12 protein-coding genes and 2 pseudogenes are annotated in these 17,985 nt (G+C 67.5%); 6 read left to right on the top strand and 8 right to left on the bottom strand.

Annotation, left to right across the window (positions count from 1 at the left end; translation table 11 throughout):
• Positions 1-9: 9 nt before the first annotated feature.
• The 3 genes from GOALK_RS09355 to GOALK_RS09345 form a co-directional block, all read right to left on the bottom strand.
• Positions 10-636 (bottom strand): histidine phosphatase family protein, encoded by a 627-nt coding sequence (locus GOALK_RS09355; protein ID WP_006358564.1) that lies wholly within the window; start codon positions 634-636, stop codon positions 10-12.
• On the bottom strand, positions 636-1,985 hold the full coding sequence (gene hemL, locus GOALK_RS09350) for a glutamate-1-semialdehyde 2,1-aminomutase (RefSeq protein WP_006358563.1): 1,350 nt from the start codon (positions 1,983-1,985) through the stop codon (positions 636-638). The genes GOALK_RS09355 and hemL overlap by 1 nt, the downstream gene beginning before the upstream one ends.
• 97 nt (positions 1,986-2,082) lie before the next feature.
• Positions 2,083-3,000, bottom strand: coding sequence for an SGNH/GDSL hydrolase family protein (locus tag GOALK_RS09345; protein WP_372512918.1), 918 nt, complete (start codon positions 2,998-3,000; stop codon positions 2,083-2,085).
• 115 nt (positions 3,001-3,115) lie between these two features.
• On the opposite strand from GOALK_RS09345, the gene GOALK_RS09340 reads away from it, so the two are divergent.
• The 4 genes and pseudogenes from GOALK_RS09340 to GOALK_RS09325 all read left to right on the top strand — a co-directional run bounded on the left by GOALK_RS09340 (position 3,116) and on the right by GOALK_RS09325 (position 8,678).
• On the top strand, positions 3,116-4,600 hold the full coding sequence (locus GOALK_RS09340; protein ID WP_006358561.1) for an NAD-dependent succinate-semialdehyde dehydrogenase: 1,485 nt from the start codon (positions 3,116-3,118) through the stop codon (positions 4,598-4,600).
• A 127-nt stretch (positions 4,601-4,727) separates the two neighbouring features.
• Positions 4,728-5,329: pseudogene (locus GOALK_RS09335) on the top strand (YdcF family protein).
• 119 nt (positions 5,330-5,448) lie between these two features.
• Entirely contained in the window at positions 5,449-6,882 is a 1,434-nt protein-coding gene (locus GOALK_RS09330; protein ID WP_035753343.1) for a plasmid pRiA4b ORF-3 family protein, read from the top strand.
• 92 nt (positions 6,883-6,974) lie between these two features.
• Entirely contained in the window at positions 6,975-8,678 is a 1,704-nt protein-coding gene (locus tag GOALK_RS09325) for a DUF222 domain-containing protein (RefSeq protein ID WP_006358557.1), read from the top strand.
• A gap of 433 nt (positions 8,679-9,111) precedes the next feature.
• Here GOALK_RS09325 and GOALK_RS09320 read toward each other — a convergent pair.
• Positions 9,112-10,046 (bottom strand): annotated as a pseudogene (locus GOALK_RS09320) (AraC family transcriptional regulator).
• Between the two features lie 242 nt (positions 10,047-10,288).
• Between GOALK_RS09320 and GOALK_RS09315 the strand changes: the two are divergent.
• A complete protein-coding gene (locus GOALK_RS09315; RefSeq protein ID WP_006358554.1) occupies positions 10,289-11,500 on the top strand; it encodes a cytochrome P450 in 1,212 nt (403 codons plus the stop codon).
• Positions 11,501-11,502: 2 nt separating this feature from the next.
• A complete protein-coding gene (locus tag GOALK_RS09310) occupies positions 11,503-12,528 on the top strand; it encodes a 2Fe-2S iron-sulfur cluster-binding protein (protein WP_006358553.1) in 1,026 nt (341 codons plus the stop codon).
• A gap of 50 nt (positions 12,529-12,578) precedes the next feature.
• Here the strand turns inward: GOALK_RS09310 and GOALK_RS09305 are convergent, their stop codons facing one another.
• From GOALK_RS09305 to GOALK_RS09285, 4 genes are all read right to left on the bottom strand, one after another.
• Positions 12,579-13,607: an SIR2 family protein gene (locus GOALK_RS09305; protein ID WP_232283151.1), complete on the bottom strand. Its 1,029-nt coding sequence runs from the start codon at positions 13,605-13,607 to the stop codon at positions 12,579-12,581.
• Positions 13,608-13,943: 336 nt separating this feature from the next.
• Positions 13,944-15,107: an acyl-CoA dehydrogenase gene (locus GOALK_RS09300; protein ID WP_006358551.1), complete on the bottom strand. Its 1,164-nt coding sequence runs from the start codon at positions 15,105-15,107 to the stop codon at positions 13,944-13,946.
• Between the two features lie 159 nt (positions 15,108-15,266).
• Entirely contained in the window at positions 15,267-15,953 is a 687-nt protein-coding gene (locus GOALK_RS09295) for a TetR family transcriptional regulator (protein WP_006358550.1), read from the bottom strand.
• A 234-nt stretch (positions 15,954-16,187) separates the two neighbouring features.
• On the bottom strand, positions 16,188-17,867 hold the full coding sequence (locus GOALK_RS09285; RefSeq protein ID WP_006358548.1) for an AMP-binding protein: 1,680 nt from the start codon (positions 17,865-17,867) through the stop codon (positions 16,188-16,190).
• Between the last annotated feature and the right edge of the window lie 118 nt (positions 17,868-17,985).

Genomic DNA, 17,985 nt, shown 5'->3' with positions numbered 1-17,985 from the left:
CCTCTGGCTTCACGCACCGGTGGCCAGCGGGTCGGATGCACCGGCCGGCTCGGAGTAGATGATGTCGACGAGGGCGTCGTCGTCGTAGATCAGGCTGGTCAGCGAGGCCAGCGAGCACTGCCGCCGACGCGGGTCGTGCCAGAGGCGCTGACCTTCGAGGAACCGACGCAGCGTGTAGACGGGCAGCTGATGGCTGACGCAGATGGCCTCGTGGCCGCGTGCGGCGTCGCGGGCCTTGTTGGCCGCGGCCAGCATGCGGTGGGCCAGCTGAATGTACGGCTCGCCCCACGACGGGGTGAAGGGGTCACGCAGCTTGGGCCAGTGCCGCGGCTTGCTCAGCGCGCCGTCGCCGACGGAGACCTTGAGGCCCTCGAAGACGTTGTCGGCCTCGATGAGGTCGTCGTTGGTCTGGATGGACAGCCCGTGGGCGGCCGCGATCGGGGTCGCGGTCTCCTGCGCACGCTGCAGCGGCGAGGCGAAGACGGCCCTGACGTCGTGGTCGGCGAGGGCGTCGGCGACCGTCTGCGCCTGCGAGCGGCCGGTGCCGGAGAGCCGGAAACCGGGGAGTCGGCCGTAGAGGATGCCCTCCGGGTTGTCGACCTCTCCGTGGCGCATCATGTGGACGATCGTGTGCATCAGGCGTTGTCCCCCGGGGTGGCTGCGGTAGCGGCTGCTTGCGCTGCCGCGGGCAGCGCGTCGGCGATCTGCGAGAAAGCATCCTCGTCGAGTGCGGCGGACACAAACCAGGCCTCGAAGGCGCTCGGCGGTGCGTACACCCCGCGTTCGAGCAGCGCGTGGAAGAACGGGGCGAATCGCCAGGTCTGCGTCGCATTCACCCCCGCGTAGTCGACGATCGGGATCTCCGGGTCGGTAGTGAAGAACACACTCAGGAGGTTGCCCGCCTTCTGCACGCGGTGGCTGACACCGGCTGCGGCTAGCGACTCCGTGAGCAGTCCGGCGAGACGGTCGGCGTTGGCGTCGAGCTTGTTGTAGACCTCGTGGTCGGCGTGACGCAGGGTGGCGAGGCCGGCGGCCACCGCGACCGGGTTCCCCGACAGGGTGCCCGCCTGGTAGACCGGGCCGGTCGGCGCGAGGCGCTCCATGACGTCGGCTCGACCACCGAAGGCGGCGGCGGGCAGGCCGCCGCTCATGACCTTGCCGAAGGTGTAGAGGTCGCCCGCGACTCCTTCGAGGCCGTACCACCCGCTCGGGCTCACCCGGAAGCCGGTCATGACCTCGTCCATGATCAGCAGAGCGCCGTGGCGGCGGGTGACCTCGCGGAGACCGGCGTTGAAGCCCGCGTGCGGCGCGATCGCGCCCATGTTGCCGGCGGCCGCCTCGGTGATGACCGCGGCGATGTCGTGGCCGTGCTCCTCGAATGCCTTCGCGACGGCCTTCAGGTCGTTGTAGGGCAGAACCAGGGTGTCGTGGGCCGACGCACCGGTGACGCCCGGGCTCGTCGGCAGACCGAGCGTCGCCAGACCCGAACCGGCGGCGGCGAGCAGGGCGTCGACGTGACCGTGGTAGCAGCCGGCGAACTTGATGATCTTGGAACGACCGGTGAATCCGCGGGCGAGCCGGATCGCCGACATCGTGGCCTCGGTACCCGAGTTCACCAGGCGCACACGCTGGACCGGATCGACGCGGCCGATGATCTCCTCGGCCAGTTCGATCTCGGCCTCGGTGGGCGCGCCGAACGACAAACCGCTGGTCGCCGCACGCTGCACGGCTTCGACGACGGCCGGATGCGCGTGGCCGAGGATCATCGGTCCCCACGAGCTGACGAGGTCGACGTAGGTGTTGCCGTCGGCATCGGTCAGGCGGCAGCCCTGGGCACTGGAGATGAAGCGCGGGGTCCCGCCGACCGCAGAGAAGGCACGGACCGGAGAGTTGACGCCGCCCGGGATGGCCTCGGCGGCGCGGGCGAACAGCGCCGCGGAGGAGTCGGAATGCTCGACGATGGGGCCGTCAACGGAAGGGGTCACGGCCTACAGTGTTCCAAATGGCACCGGGTGACCCAAATCGCCGCTGGTGAGAGGGTGCTCCGGGTCACGCGGGGGTGTCAGATGGGGCCGTCGACGGTCAGTTCGCGAGCGCCTTGCGGACCTGCTCCGCGATCGCTGCCTGGCCCCGTTCGTTCGGGTGAACCCGGGCGGGTCCCTGCGCCGTCATCGGCTCGATCCAGCGTTGCGGACCGGCGCAGGCGTCGTGCCCCACCGACACCGGCAGCATGTCCACGAACCGGACACCCTCGTCCTCGGCAGCGCGTCGGCCGTACTCGTTGAGCGAGGTCTGCAGCTCGCGGATCATGGGGGCGTCGCCGACGGCGAGCTTCATCTCGGGGTAGCAGCCGACGGTCGGCGGCATCAGCCACGGATAGCCGACGAGCAGCACCTTCGCGTCCGGCGCCTTGGCCTTCACGTCGCGCAGCGCCTGACGGATGGCCGGATAGATGTCGGTGGCGACCGGCTCGATCAAAGAGCGTCCGTACCGATCGGTGCACGGCGAGCCGAGTGGATTGGTGTCCGCCGCTCGGCTGCAGAGCTCGATCGTCCGCCCATAGGTCCCCTTGTCGTTGCCGCCGATCATCACCGTGACGATGTCGGCGTCAGCGGTCAGGGCGTCGAGCTGCGGCGGCACCCCCTCGTGCTGGGCGTTCCGGAAGTCGGCGGTCTCGGCGCCGCCGCAGCTGACGTCGGTCAGCGAGAGGTCTTCCTCCGCGGCAACGATGTGCGCGAAGTTCTTCGACGAGCGCAAGCACAGGATCGGCGAGTCCTCCACCAGCGGCTGGACGCCGGTCCCCGCACTGAAGCTGTCGCCGAGGTTGACGTAATCCGTGCGGTTGTCGGCGGTCTGGGTCTCGGCGGATGTGGGCGGCGGGCCTGGGCTGCCCGCGGCGTCGTCGCTCGAGCAACCAGTCGCCAGGGTCGCGGCCACCGCGAGCAGGCCGAGACCGCGCAACAGGGAGCTGGTCCGACCGCATCGGTGTCGTGTGTCCACCAACCCATCGTGCGTCCGCGCGAAGGCGGTCGGCAACCACCGCCCGGCCGGTAGCGTTGAAAACGGCGTGCGAATGCCGAGGCTGCAACTCGAACAGACGAGGATGTGAGACCGCATGAACTCCAGCGATGTCGGCGACAGGGATGTGATCGATCCCCAGGCGGTTCTCGACGGGGTGCCGACCGGACTGTGGATCAACGGCCGCTCGACGCCGGCCGCCGACGGCGCCACCTTCGAGGTGTACGACCCGGCCACGGAGGAGTCGCTGACCTCGGTCGCCGACGCCGGGGTCGCCGATGCCCGCTCCGCGCTCGACCACGCGGTCGCCGTGTCCGACGAGTGGGCCGCGACGCCCGCCCGCGAGCGCGGCGAGATCCTGCGCCGGACGTTCGAGTTGCTCACCGACCGCGCCGACGACATCGCCCTGCTGATGACGCTCGAACTCGGCCGCGCACTCCCCGACAGCCGGGCGGAGACCAAGTACGGAAACGAGTTCCTTCGTTGGTTCGCCGAGGAGGCGGTCCGCATCGGCGGGCGGTTCACCCAGGCCCCCGCGGGCAACGGACGGATCCTCGTCGCCCAGCAGCCGGTCGGACCGTGTCTGGCGATCACGCCGTGGAACTTTCCGCTCGCGATGGGAACGCGCAAGATCGGGCCGGCGCTGGCCGCCGGCAACGTCATGATCGTGAAACCGCCGCGGGAGACACCGCTGACGATGCTGGCGCTGGCCGAGGCTTTCGCGGAGGCGGGGTTGCCGCCCGGTGTGCTGTCGGTGCTGCCGACGAGTTCGAGCGGCGAGGTGTCCACCGCACTGATCACCGACGACCGGATTCGCAAGATCAGCTTCACCGGCTCGACGCCGGTGGGCCGCAACCTGCTCGGGCAGGCGGCCGAACGCGTGCAACGCACCTCGATGGAACTCGGCGGCAACGCACCGTTCCTGGTCTTCGACGACGCCGACGTCGACGCCGCGGTCGAGGGAGCGTTCGCGGCCAAGATGCGCAACGGCGGCGAGGCCTGCACAGCGGCCAACCGATTCCTCGTGCAATCCGGTGTCGCCGAGGAGTTCACCACCAAGCTGGTGGAGAAGATGTCCGACGTCGTGATGGGGCCGGGCTACAAGGACGGCGTGACCCTCGGGCCGCTGGTCAACGCCGATCAGCGGGACAAGGTCGCGGCCGCCGTCGAGCAGGCCGTGAGCGACGGAGCACGGGTCCGCCTCGGCGGGGAACGACCCGACGGTCGCGGATTCTTCTTCCCGGCAACGGTTCTCGACAACGTCGACCCGTACGCGCCGGTCACGCGCGAGGAGATCTTCGGCCCGGTCGCGGTGATCAGCACCTTCGACACCGAGGACGACGCGATCGCTGCCGCGAACTCGACCGAGTACGGCCTGGCGGCGTACTTCTACAGCCGCGACCTGGAACGATGCATGCGCGTCGCGAGTCGCCTGGATTCGGGCATGGTCGGGGTGAACCGCGGCGTGATCTCCGATGCCGCAGCGCCGTTCGGCGGGATCAAGCAGTCGGGCATCGGCCGCGAGGGCGGCAGCGAAGGAATCGACGAGTACCTCTCGGTGAAGTACATCGCGCTCACCTGACCCCTGCGCGACCTGATGATCCGACGATGGTTCGACGCTGATTCAACCTGTTACGTATGTGACTGGTGATGCAGATGTTATCGCGCCGAAACCTGCACGGCCGTGCTCATCCGTACACTTCGAGAGCATGCGTCTGAGAAGAATGATGCCCGCGATCGCCGTCGCCGCGGCGGTGACGACGGCCGGTGTTGCCGTCACCACCACCGGGGACAACAGCACAGCGAAGATCGAATCAGCCGCCACCAGTTTGGATTTCGGGAGCGTTGACCTCGGCAGTTCCGAGCTCGGCACCCCCAACAGCACGTTCCTTGGGAAAGCCCGCCGACCCGCTACATCGTCGTCCTCGGCGCCAGGTTCGGCCAGTTCGGGCAGACACCGCAGATCATGACCCAGCGACTGAACGTCGCAGCGAACCTCGCCAAGAAGCATCCGTTCAACCGGATCATCGCCTCGGGCGGCGACACCCACTGGCTACCCATCGCCGAGGCACAGTTCATGAACATCGGCTTGATCCGACGCGGAATCCCGCCGTGGCAGATGGTCAACGAGGTCGCGTCGACCTCGACTGTGCAGAACGCCCAGAACACGGTGGCGATGCTGAAACGGATGGGCGGGACCGGCGCTCTCATCGTCACCAACGGCTTCCACATGGAACGCGCGATGAAGAATTTCCGCGACGCCGCCAAGGCCCAGGGAGCCCGGCTGACGTTCCGGCCGGCGTACGCATAGACACTTCCCCGCGGGGCGGTCCCCCTCCCGCCCGACTGTTTCCCTCCCGCTTGCCGGATCCGGTAAGCGGGAGGGAAACGGACACCGCGGGAAACGGGGCCTGGCCTACGCTGGGCAGCATGCACGATCCTGGTCATGAATCGCCCGATGCCGAAGAACTGCGTCGCCAGTTCGAGTCGATGATTGCCGGCCTACAACCGAACGAACTCCCCACACTGTTGAATCAGCTCAGCGCTGCCGCCGCGGACAGGTTCATGCGACCTCCGTCGGTTCGTCATCGCAAGGAACCGCTCGCCGAGACCGTGGTGTTCCGCATCCGCGTAGATCTCGACGAGGCGCGTCCTCCCATCTGGCGCCGCCTCGACGTCCGCTCGGATGTTTCTCTCGGAGATCTGCACCGGATCATTCAAGCGGCGTTCGGATGGCTGGACTACCACCTCTATCGTTTTGCCCTGGGCGGCAGCCCATTCGACCGCAGGAGTGAACTGTTCCTGTGCCCGTTCGACGCCCAGGAAGGCGAGGAGGTGGGCACACCCGTCGCCGAGGTTCGCCTCGACGAGACGCTCCACGGACAAGGCGACGTCCTGCGCTACGTCTACGACTACGGCGACAGCTGGGAACTGACATTGCAGGTCGAAAGCGTCCACGAGGCGTCGAAGGACACCCCGTGGGCCCGCTGCGTCGGCGGTCGGCGAGCTGCACCGCCGGAGGACTGCGGCGGGATCACCGACGCGGAGTCACTCGCCGAGGTCGTCGACGACCCCGCACATTTCGACATCGACGAGGTGAACGCCGCACTCAGCGATCCCATCCTCTCGCTCGTCGATGCCGGGATCGATGGTCGTCTCGGCGTTCTGCTGTGCCGGATTCAACCGTTCGACGAGTCCGGAGCTCTGACGGCGAGCGCAGGTCGGCTGGCGAGTTCATCAACAATGGCGACGGGTGAGCAACTCGAGGCCGACCTGAACCCGTACCTGTGGTTCCTGCGTCGCGCACGTGATGAAGGATTCACACTCACCTCGGCTGGCTACTTGAAACCTGCTGACGTGGTTGCGGCGTCCAAGGTGTTGCCGACGATGAAGTACTTCTTCGGCGCCAAGAATCGAGAAGTCCAGAGCGCGCCGGTATTGCACTTCCGCGAGTCCATGCTTCGGATGGGGTTGTTACGCAAGTACAAAGGCCGCCTCCTGCCGACCCGAGCCGGAGCGAACCTCGCCGACGATCCGCAGGCACTGGCCGACCATCTCGCAGACCGGCTGCTGAACCAGAAGATGGATCAATTCAGCGAGGACGCGAGTCTGCTGATGCTCTTCTTCGCCGCCGCCTCCGAACCCGGCGACGAGATGCCACTCGAGACGATCGGCGCGCTGCTCACCGCGTATCGCTGGCAGGGCCCGGGCGGGCGCCCGATCCAGAAGTACGACCTCTATGACCTCGACAACGGAATCTACGAGTTCTTCGGAGCCGTCTCGCCCCCGGAACGGGGACTCCGAGGGGTGACGCTGAGTTCGACGGCCATCGAGATCGCGCGGCGCGCCATCCGACACCGCTGACCCACGTCTACTACCGAAAGTAGTTCTGGCGCCTGACGATCCGTCGGAGTCGTGCCGACGGTTTTGTCGGACCCCCTTCGTATGGTGGTGTCATGGCTTTCGAGTTCGGCACCATCGACCCCGGCGGGGATCTCCCCGACGCGGGGTTCGACGTGTTCGGATCACTCGCCGGCCTCTCGCCCGAAGCCCTGATCAGCACCGCCGTCTATTCGGCATCGATGAACGCCGCCAACACCTGCCGCACACTGATCACCGCCAGCCTGCTCCACGAACAACGCGAAGAAGAATACCTACTGCACCGCAGTGCGATTCACCCCGGCGAGGCAGGTTCCATCGACGAACTCCTCGACAGGACAGCACAAGCAGTTACCGGTGCGGACCCGTATGAACAGTTCGGGCCCAACGGATTCGAACAAGCCACCGCCGAACTCGGCGCCGCCCTGAACCTCACCCCCGCCGAGGCCCGCGATCTCATCCGCACCGGCGACGCCATGCGGTACCGACTTCCGCTGACCGGCACCACCCTGGCCTGCGGACGAATCGACCTCGACCGGTTCCTGATCGCACTCAAACGCACAGACTTCGTCGACAACGCCACCATGCCTATAGTGGACGCCGCGTTGGCCGAGGCAATCCTGGCGCGCGATCCGATGTCCACGGCGCGGTTCACCACCATGGTCGACCAGATCGTGCACAGGCAGGCACCTGATGCGGTCAAGCGCCGCAACGACCAGGCCACCCGGGACCGCGGAGTCAACATCCGACCCGACCGCCACCAGCCCGGCCAGTCGCGCATCACCGGACACTTCCCCCACACCGACGCCGCCGCCCTCAACGCCCAGCTGACCTCCATGGCCACCGGCGTGCACACCGGCGACCCGCGCACCATGCCCCAGCGCCGCGCCGACGCCCTACTCGCCCTCGCCCACGGCAGACAAACCCTGGACTGCCGGTGCGCCGACTGCACACCCCCACCAGCCGAGCAGAACCTCGACACCCCCGAGCCCGCCGAACCCGCCGACGCGGCAACACCCGACCCCGAGCCCACCCCCGTTGCTGTACCGGCCGTGACCGACACCGCCGCAACCGAACCCGAAGACAACGCGCCGGTCTCGGAGCCGACCGGCGACTGCACTTGCACCTGCACCAGTTGCCGCGCACCCCGACCGACCTACCACATCGTGGGCAACCTGACGACTTTGGTCGGGCTCGACAACGCACCCGGCATGCTCGACGGCCACGGGCTGATCGACGCCCACACCATGCGCCGGCTCTTCGCTGACGCGGTTCACACCTTCATCACCACCGGGGTGCGCACCGACCCGGCCGACGCCGACGCCCGGGCCGCGGCAGCCGCCAGCACCTACGTGCCGAGCAAGAAACTGCAAGCACTCGTCCGCGCCGGCGAGTTGTGCTGCACCTTCCCCGGCTGCAACCAACCGGTGTGGACCGTCGACCTCGACCACACCCACCCATACGACCACCGCCACCCCGACCGCGGCGGAAAGACCCTCCAACACAACCTCAAACCGTTGTGCCGGTTCCACCACCGCATCAAAACCTTTGGCAGGTGGCGCGACTCCCAGGACGAGTACCTCGCCGTGTGGTTCGAAGCCCCCACCGGCCACACCTACCTGGGCAACCCGTACACCGGGCGAGACCTGTTCGCGTCGTTGAAAACCCAGCCACCCGACCACCCGGCGCGGCAACGACTCACCGACGAGCGCGACCACCGCACCGACACCCATCGTCGACAACAAGACGAGTGGGACCGAAACAACCCGCCACCGTTCTGACACAGAACAAGTGCGCGGGCGGCTGAAGGCCGGCTTCGATATGCCGACGGGGGCGCGTGCAGGGTGGTGCTCAGCTGCGCGCCGCGGTCGGGGCTGCGTGCGGAATCCGCCGCTCATACCGGCGATGACCATCGGAACTGCTGGGTGGCGGCCTAATCGATGTAGTCGCGCAGCCATCCACGGTCTTCGGCGAACCAGGCGCGGGCCTGGTCGATGACGGAGCGGAGCCGCCGACGAAGATGCCCTGTTCGGACCGATCTTTACTTTGCTGGAGGTCGTCGTAGTTGGTGGTTTCCGCCTCGCGACATCCCATACCGGGCGGCCCCGCGCGTCGGCGTTGGGAGATCCACTTCGGCTGGCAGCGAGCGAATGAGCGGGAGGGAGACGGACATCGCGGGAACGGGGATTCGTGCCCAACCGGGCGGGAAGCTCACTACCGCCGATGCTCCGAGGGAGCGATTCCGTACCTCTTCCGGTAGGCGGCAGCGAACCGGCTGGCACTGGAAAAGCCCCATCGTGCAGCGACTTCGGCGACAGTGCAGGTGTCATCGGACGAGACCAGGTCGGCTCGTGCCCGACTCAGACGAATGTCCCGCAGCGTCTGGGTGGGGGTGGCGCCGACATGCTCGGCGAACCCTTCCTGCAGTCGTCGTAGGCTCGATCCGCCGATCTCGGCCATGTCGGCCAGACGCCAGTCGCGAGCGGGATCGTCGTGCAGGGCGTCGAGCACCCGCTTCACCATCCGCGGCCGCAGGCCCGTCCCGGCCTCTTCCGGCGAGACCGCGAGGATGAACGCGCTGCTGACCGCGCTGGCGAGCTGCGGCCCGACAAGCGGGTTGGCGAGCAGGTCGGCCGGCTCCCGAAGCTGCGCCGAGAGCGCACGGACGAGCGCAAACCACGACTGGCCGTCGGGTCCGCTGAGGTCGAGCTGATCCGGCAGCAGCAGCTGGGAACGCAGCGGGCCCGCGTGGACCCGATCGGCCTCACGTGCGAGGTACTCGGCGTCGAACTTCACCCCGACGACGACACAGTCAGCCGACCACCGGGTGATGACCGACGGCCGGTCGGCGGTGAACACCGTGGCCTGGCGGGCTCCGACGTCGTGCGCGTCGACCCGGAACGGGACTCCAGGACCCCACTGACGGGGATGTTGATCTCGTAGGCGCCGGGATAGTCGCAGGCGATCGAGACCTCGGTGCCCCAGTTCAGCCGACCGATGGTGACCGGACCCAGGTCGACGTTCTGCAGGTGCAGTTCAAGTTGGTCAGGCGACGACAGCGCGGTCAGCTCATGCGGGAAGTACACCTGCTCAACGGCCCGGCGTGCTGCGTCCCAGTCGCCGGTCTGGGTGGTGCGCTGCGTCGACATGCGTTCTCGAACTCCAATCCCGCTCGAACCCCGATCTCGTTGCCATCGGGGCGACACCTGCGATTCAACCCCGTGAGACACCCCACTCACCACCGTATGAGAGAGGGAGATCACACTCGTCGCGCAATCGGTACCGCTCCCGCGCATCGCGTATCGCCCCCACGACGATCGGTCCCTAACGTCTGGTCACACCACGTCGGCGACAGCCCGCCGACCATCGTCAACCGAGGTGAGGACGACCGATGACCAGCACGATTTCCTGGATCGACGACATCACGATGACCGAACTCGAGCGCAATCCGTACCTGGTCTACGAGCGGTTGCGCGCAGAGTCGCCGCTGGCGTACGTGCCGGTGCTCGGGTCGTACGTTGCCAGCACGGCCGACATCTGCCGCTCGATCGCCACCAGCCCCGACTTCGAGGCCGTCATCACCAAGGCGGGCGGACGCACGTTCGGGCACCCCGCGGTGATCGGCGTCAACGGACCCATCCACGACGACCTTCGCTCCATGGTTGACCCCGCGCTGCAGCCGCAGGAGGTGGACCGCTGGATCGACGATCTCGTGCGTCCCATCGCACGCCGCTACCTGAGCGAGTTCGAGGACGCCGGTCGGGCCGAACTCGTCGGCGGCTACTGCGAACCGGTCAGTGTCCGCGCTCTCGGCGACCTACTCGGTCTGAAGTCGGTCAGCTCGGACAAGCTGCGCGAGTGGTTCCACAAGCTGTCGAGGTCGTTCACCAACGCGGGCGTCGACGAGAACGGCGAGTTCACCAATCCCGAGGGCTTCGACGAGGCCGATGCCGCCAAGGAGGAGATCCGCTCCATCGTCGACCCGCTGATCGACAACTGGATCGTCAACCCCGACGACAGCGCGATCTCGCACTGGCTGCACGACGGCATGCCCGACGGTCAGACCCGCGACCGCGACTACATCTACCCGACCCTCTACGTCTATCTCCTCGGCGCGATGCAGGAGCCCGGGCACGCGATGGGCTCGACGCTCGTCGGGCTGTTCACGCGGCCGGACCAGCTCGAGCAGGTCATCGACGAACCCGCCCTGATCCCCCGCGCCATCTCCGAGGGCATGCGCTGGACCTCGCCGATCTGGTCGGCGACCGCACGCATCAGCACCAAGGACGTCGAGATCGCCGGGGTCGAACTCCCCGAGGGCTCGGTGGTGCTGCTCTCCTACGGTTCGGCCAACCACGACCACACCGTCTACGACCGCCCGTCGGAGTACGACATCACCCGGCCCCCGTTGCCGCACCTGGCATTCGGCGCGGGAAACCACGCATGTGCCGGCATCTACTTCGCCAACCAGGTCTGCCGGATCGGCCTCGAGGAACTGCTGGAGACCATCCCGAACATCGAGCGCGACACCTCCTCCGATGTCGAGTTCTGGGGCTGGGGCTTCCGCGGTCCGACGGCACTGCACGCGAACTGGGAGGTGTGATCATGAGCAGCGCAGACACCTTCACCGTCAACGCCGGGAACTCGTCGGTGCCGTGTGCACCGGACCAGAAAATGCTCGACGCGTTCCTGCGCAACGGGGTGTGGGTCCCCAACTCCTGCAACCAGGGAACCTGCGGCACCTGCAAGGTGCGCGTTCTGAGCGGGACCGTCGACAACCCACCGGCACCGGATTCCGTTCTCGCAGTTGCCGATCAGGAACAGGGCTTTGTGCTGTCCTGCCAGGCGACCCCGACCTCCGACGTCGTCATCGATCCGCCGGTAGAGGACGCCGGCGCACCACGCCACGCTCTGCGCGACATCTCCGGGACCGTCGGCATCGTTCGGGACGTCGCCGCCGACACCGTGTCGATGACGGTGCTCCTCGACGAGCCGCTGGACTTCACCGCCGGCCAGTACGTCGAGCTGGCGGTACCGGAAACCGGTGAGACACGGCCGTATTCGATGGCCAACCCCCCGAGCGAACCCGGCAAGCTCGAATTCCACATCCGTCGCCAGCCCGGTGGCCTGGCCACGGAGGGTTGGATCTTCGAGTCGCTGGACGTCGGCGATCCGGTGACGATGACAGGTCCGTGGGGAGACTTCTGCCACGAGCCGGAGGAGCGGGACGTCGGGCTGGTCCTCCTGGCCGGCGGAACCGGCCTCGCCCCGCTCAAGGCGATCGCCCGGGCAGCCCTCGAAGACGATCCGGAACGTGAGATCCACGTCTACCACGGCGTCCGCACCCGAGCCGAGCTCTACGACGTCGACTTCTGGGAAGGACTTTCGGCCACCCATCCCGGCGTCCGGTACATCCCGTGCCTGAGTCGCGAACAGTGGTCCGGGCGAACCGGATACGTCGGTGACGCGATGATGGAGGACCTCCCGTCCTGCCGGAATCATGCCGCCTACCTCTGCGGTCCACCGGCGATGGTCGAGGCGGGAGTCAAGGCGCTCAAACGCCGGCGCATGCCACCGCGCCGCATCCGGCGGGAGAAGTACACCCCGGCAGTCCGTCTCGTGCCGGCGTGAAGCAGTACGGCACTCCTCCCGCGTAGGCCCTTCCCTCCCGCGGTAACCGCTCAGTGCGCACCTAGATTGCTGAGCGCGCTCTTCAGAGGAGCGAGCAGACCCGACGCTCCGCGCGTGTCTGCCATCAGGCAGCGCGCGCCTTCGACTACCTCACGGTCCCGCTCGCCGAGCAGACCGTCGAACCGTTCGTCCAACAGCCAATGCACATCGGTTGCCGCGAAAGCAGCCACCGCGTCGAGGAACATCTCCATCCGGCGGACGCGGTCTTCTCGCTCCGTCCCCTCGCAGACGAACCAGCGGAACTGATCTCTCCAAAGATGTTGTCGCGCTTCGACGCCGGACGTGTCGACGAACGTGCCTCGGATGGACTTCACCTTGCTCTTCTGCAGGTACTCGTCGACCTCCATCGCCAGACGGATCACGTTGCCGTCATTGAGGGATGCACCGACAATGAGGACGTGCTTGGTCAAGAGCAGAGCTTGAAGCAAGGACCCGGCGGGTCGCGACTTGGCGTCGAACAGCACGAAGTCCCGACGCGTGAGCACAATGCTCGGCGACCTGTCGATGTCGCCGTGGAGCTTGAGCAGCCATGGACGTTCCTCGCCGACCGCTTCCCACGGCAGGATCGTTGGACGTCGGCGACGCGTCGCCTCCACCGCCTTCTCGTAGAGGCCGTCATAGTTGGTGGTGACCACTTCGCGGCAGCCCATTCCGGCCAGCAGTGCGTGCGCGAGCGCCACCTTCTGTTTCCGGCCAATAATCTCGATAACGGCGTCGTTCAGCTTTTCGGCTCCGCCCATAGCCGAGGCGAGATACTCCGCCTGGTCGAGGGCGTCGAGACTCGCGAAGTCCGTGGGTAACTCACTGCCGACCCGCTTGCCGAGTTCGTCGATCAAGGTGCCCCAACTCGGCAGGCCCGCCGCCATGCTGACCCCCACACCCAGGAACAGCGCCAGGTGTCCGCTGGCCGCCAGACCGCCGAGCCGCCGCGCCTCGGTCATCTCGGCGTCGTCGGGATCCCAGTGCTTCGACCCTTTCGCCTCGCGGTTGCGGCGAGCATGCTGAGCGGCGCTGAACACGGCGGGCTCAGGGGTGACGAGAAGGATGTCGAGTCCGAGTGTTTTGGCCTCACTCTGGAGAGTGTCGAGCAGCGCCCCGAGAATCGCACCCCGACGACTGCCGAGCCCGCCACGACCTCGGGCAGTGGAGTTCTCAGACACGAGACGACTCTAGAATGCCGCGGTGAGTCGCCCTTCCCGCGGGACCGCTTCCCTCCCGCGGTGTCCGTTTCCTTCCCGCTTGTCGGCTAGCACCCGCGGGAGGGAAATGGCACCGCGCGAAGGAAATGGTCCCGCGGGAACGAAAACGCCCCGCCGGCAATGCCGGCGGGGCGAATTCAGCTGAGAATCGGGCGATCAGCGAAGCAGCGCGCGGCTCATGACGACGCGCTGGATCTGGTTGGTGCCCTCGTAGATCTGGGTGATCTTGGCGTCGCGCATCATGCGCTCGACCGGGAAGTCGCGGGTGTAGCCCGCGCCACCGAAGAGCTGGACGGCGTCGGTGGTGACCTCCATGGCGACGTCGGAGGCGAAGCACTTGGCAGCGGCCGAGATGAAGCCGAGGTTCTTCTCGCCCCGCTCGGCGCGCGCGGCCGAGGTGTAGACCATCAGGCGTGCGGCCTCGATCTTCATCGCCATGTCGGCGAGCATGAACTCCACACCCTGGAAGGTGCTGATCGACTTGCCGAACTGCTTGCGGTCCTTGGTGTAGGCGATGGCCTGGTCCAGGGCGCCCTGCGCGATACCGACGGCCTGTGCGCCGATGGTCGGGCGGGTGTGGTCGAGGGTCTGCAGTGCGGTCTTGAAGCCGGTGCCCTCGTCGCCGATGATGCGGTCGAGCGGGATGGTGCAGTCCTCGAAGTACAGCTCGGCGGTGGGCGAACCCTTGATGCCGAGCTTCTTCTCCAGCGGGCCGACGGTGAAGCCGGGGTCGTCCTTGTGGACCATGAACGCGGAGATGCCGTTGGCCTTCTTCTCCGGGTCGGTCACGGCCATCACGGTGTACCAGGTCGACTTGCCGCCGTTGGTGATCCAGCACTTGGAGCCGTTGAGGACCCAGTTGTTGCCGTCCTTGCGGGCACGGGTCTTCATCCCGGCGGCGTCGGAACCGGCCTCGCGCTCGGAGAGCGCGTAGGAGGCCATGGCCTCGCCGGAGGCGATGCCGGGCAGCACCTGCTGCTTGAGCTCGTCGGAGCCGTTAAGGATCAGGCCCATGGTGCCGAGCTTGTTGACGGCGGGGATCAGCGACGACGAGGCGCACACGCGGGCGACCTCTTCGATGACGATGCAGGCCGCGATCGAGTCGCCGCCCTGGCCGCCGAACTGCTCGGGGACGTGGATGGCGTTGAAGCCCGAGGCGTTCAGCGCGTCGAGGGCCTCCTGCGGGAAGCGCGAGTTCTCGTCGACGTCAGCCGCGTGCGGCTCGATCTCCTTCTCGGAGAGCGCGCGGATCGCCTCACGCAGAGCGACGTGCTCCTCCGGAAGCTGGAAGACGTCGAAGTCGGGATTTCCGAAACCCATGACAACTCCTCACGGCACGGGGTGCCAAATTGGTGGTTATTGACCAGTGCATCACGGCACTCAGTGCCATGTCAACGCGCCACGGCACCGTAGGAATGCGACCCACGTCACCGATTGTCCTCGCCGGGTCCGTTGTTGTCCCGAACCTGACCGACCCGGTCAGGCTTTCCGCAGCTCATCGGCTACGCGACGGGCCACCTCGTCGGGCGGGGTCCCCGCCGGATAGGTCACGACGGTGACCTGTTGCGGCATGTCCTCGGCGTCGATTCGGTCGACCTCGGCACCGAGTGCCACCGCGACCCGGGCGAGCTCACGACGCAGGCGTTCGAGCGTTGCGTCAGCGTCGCCGCGGATCATCTGCCGGAGCAGGTAGTTGTGCGTGCCGGTGATCGCCGCGACGTAGGCCACGATGCGGACCGGCGGCTCGTCGGGCAGGCGCCGCCGCAGGAACTCCTCGAAGGCACCCTGGTAGCGGTAGGTGGTGACGAGCTCGCGATCACGCAGCGCCGGGACCTCCTGCACCACCTGGGCGCGCCGGACGGCCAGATCGCGGTCCCGCCGGAAATGGCTGAACACGACCTCCGCGGCGGCGCACACCGCCGACCACGGATCACCCTCGAAGCCGGCCAGGGTGTCATCGACCTGCGCCAGCAGGGATTCGTGATCGGCGAAGATCACGTCCTCCTTGGACCCGAACTGCCGGAAGAACGTGCGACGCGACATCCCGGCGGCCGACGCGATCTGCTCGACCGTCGTCGACTCGTAGCCGTGCTCGCTGAACAGCCGGATCGACTCGGCGACGACGAGCATGCGGAAGCTCGTGCTGTCGACATCGGCAACTGACATGGGTCAAGTATCACCACATGAGCGTCCGCACGGGCGCACGACCCGAATCAGTGGTCGGCGGTACCGAGGTCCTGCCGGCCGAAGGCGCCCGTCGCGCGCGGCGTCACCTCCACCTGCTCGTCGACCAACATCCCACGCCGGGGCCCGAGACGGGACCGCCTGGCCGCGAGGCCACCGGCGCTCCTGCGCTTCGGGTACGGATTCGGTTCCTGCCCTACGTCACTGGGCGCCGGGTCACTCGGCGCGGGCTTGTGCACGCAGCTCGCCTTTCAGGACCTTGCCGGTGGGGGTGCGCGGCAGTTCGTGCGCGAAGACGATGTCGCGCGGCACCTTGTAACCGGCGAGCAGGCGACGGCCGTGCTCGATGAGCTCCTCACCGGTCAGCGTCGCCCCGGGGTGCAGCAGGACGTAGGCGCGGGGCCGCTCGCCCCACTTCTCGTCCTCGACACCGATGACCGCGACGTCGACGACGGCGTCGTGGCTCACCAAGGCCTGCTCGACCTCGATGGTGGAGATGTTCTCGCCGCCGGAGATGATGATGTCCTTGGCGCGGTCGCGGAGCTGGATGTAGCCGTCGGGGTGCATGACGCCGAGGTCGCCGGTGTGAAACCAGCCGCCCGCGAACGCCTTTCGGGTCTCGTCCTCGTCACGGAAGTATCCGGCCATCACGTTGTTGCCGCGCAGCACGATCTCGCCCATGGTCTCGCCGTCGGCCGGGACGTCGACCAGCGGAACCTGATCGGCGACCACCACCCGGGCCGTCTCGGCCTGCACCATACCCACGCCCTGGCGGGAGAGCTTCGCCGCACGATCGCCGGGTTCCAGTGCGCTCCAAGCATCTTGGTACTCGCAGATGGTGTACGGGCCGTACACCTCGGTGAGGCCGTAGACGTGGACCACGGTCACGCCGATCGCCTCGAGGGAGCCGATCACGGTCGGCGACGGCGGCGCGCCGGCAGTGGTGATGTGCAGCGGCCGGTCCAGCCGATGTGCCCGCGGCGAGCCGACGATGGTGGTGCAGACCGTCGGCGCTCCGCACATGTGGGTGACACCGAGATCGTCGATGGCATCCCAGATCGCGTCCGCGCGCACGGCACGCAGACAGACGTGGGTGGCACCGGCGTGGGTCACCGCCCACGGCGTGCACCACCCGTTGCAGTGGAACATCGGCAGCGTCCACAGATACCGCGACGAACCGGTGAACTGGTTGTGGAAGGTCTCGCCGAAGGAGTTCAGGTACGCGCCACGGTGGGTGTACATGACGCCCTTGGGCTTTCCGGTGGTTCCCGAGGTGTAGTTGATCGAGATGATCGCGTTCTCGTCGTCGACCGTCCACGGGATCGGCGTCGCATCGAGGTCGTCGGCGGAGGCCAGGTGGTCGTCGTAGGAGACGAGCCCGTCGATGCCGGCGTCGGAAACCGGACCGGGTGTCACCCCGAACTCGGGATCGGCGATCTCGACAACCGTCTCGACCTCCGGCACCTGCCCGATGATCGCGGCGACGGTGTCGCGGAACTCCGCGTCGAAATAGAGTGCCTTGGCCCCGGAGTGCTCGAGGATGTAGACCAGCTCGGGTCCGGCGAGTCGCGAGTTGAGGGCGACGAGGACGCCACCGGCGAGCGGCACCGCATAGTGCGCGATCAGCATCTCCGGGATGTTCGGGGCCAGGTAGGCGACGCGATCACCGGGCTTGATCTTGGCGGAGAGCACGCGGGCGAGCCGCTGAACATGGTCGGCGAACTCCGCGTAGGTGTGCCGACGCTGCCCGTAGATGATGGCCGCGCGGTCGGGGAAGACCGCCGCCGAACGCTCCAGGAATCGCAGGGGGCTCAGCTCGGAGCGGTTCGCGCCGCCCCAATCCGTGGTCGAGGGGCCCGGGCCTGTCGCGGACACATCGGGGGTGGAGACCGACATCATTCCTCCGTTTTCTCGCGACCGTGTGAGAAGGGCCGTGGGGTTTGTGACGGCCCATACGTGCGACGGCGATCTAGGGTACTGATCACATGGAAGTGCCTGCACCCTCCGAAGTGGG

It is taken from the genome of Gordonia alkanivorans NBRC 16433, from assembly GCF_000225505.1.
Classification (GTDB): domain Bacteria; phylum Actinomycetota; class Actinomycetes; order Mycobacteriales; family Mycobacteriaceae; genus Gordonia; species Gordonia alkanivorans.
This window is presented reverse-complemented; position numbering and strand designations above follow the sequence as displayed.